Annotated in this window: 1 protein-coding gene; it reads left to right on the top strand. The window is 50.6% G+C overall.

Annotated elements, in window-relative coordinates:
- Nucleotides 1-397: cadherin-like domain-containing protein (locus tag AB4140_RS19815; RefSeq protein ID WP_372002361.1), on the top strand; the 397-nt coding region annotated here is incomplete at both ends.

Genomic DNA, 397 nt, shown 5'->3' with positions numbered 1-397 from the left:
GATATTGTCATCACCATTCATGGCAGTAATGACCGCCCCTATTGCTCATCCGAGGTCGTACTACAAAGTGGCAGCGAAGATACCCGCCAAACTCTGACGACAGCACAACTACTTGCCAATACCGTGGACGTCGATAAAAACGATGCCGGTAAACTAACCATTGAAAACCTACACGCCAACCATGGTTCCATTCTAAACAATGGCGATGGCACCTTCACCTTTAGCCCAGAAAAAGACTATAACGGCGATGTCCATTTTAGCTATGACGTCAAAGATGCCCACGGTGGTGTGACCCACACTGGCGCATCAACGACGCTCTCGGCGGTTGGCGATGCTGCCCAAATCGCTGGCGTTGATACTGGTTCAATAACCGAAAGCAGCGCGGGTGTCGACATGT

It is taken from the genome of Shewanella sp. 10N.286.51.B2 (assembly GCF_041469265.1).
Lineage (GTDB): Bacteria > Pseudomonadota > Gammaproteobacteria > Enterobacterales > Shewanellaceae > Shewanella.
This window is presented reverse-complemented; position numbering and strand designations above follow the sequence as displayed.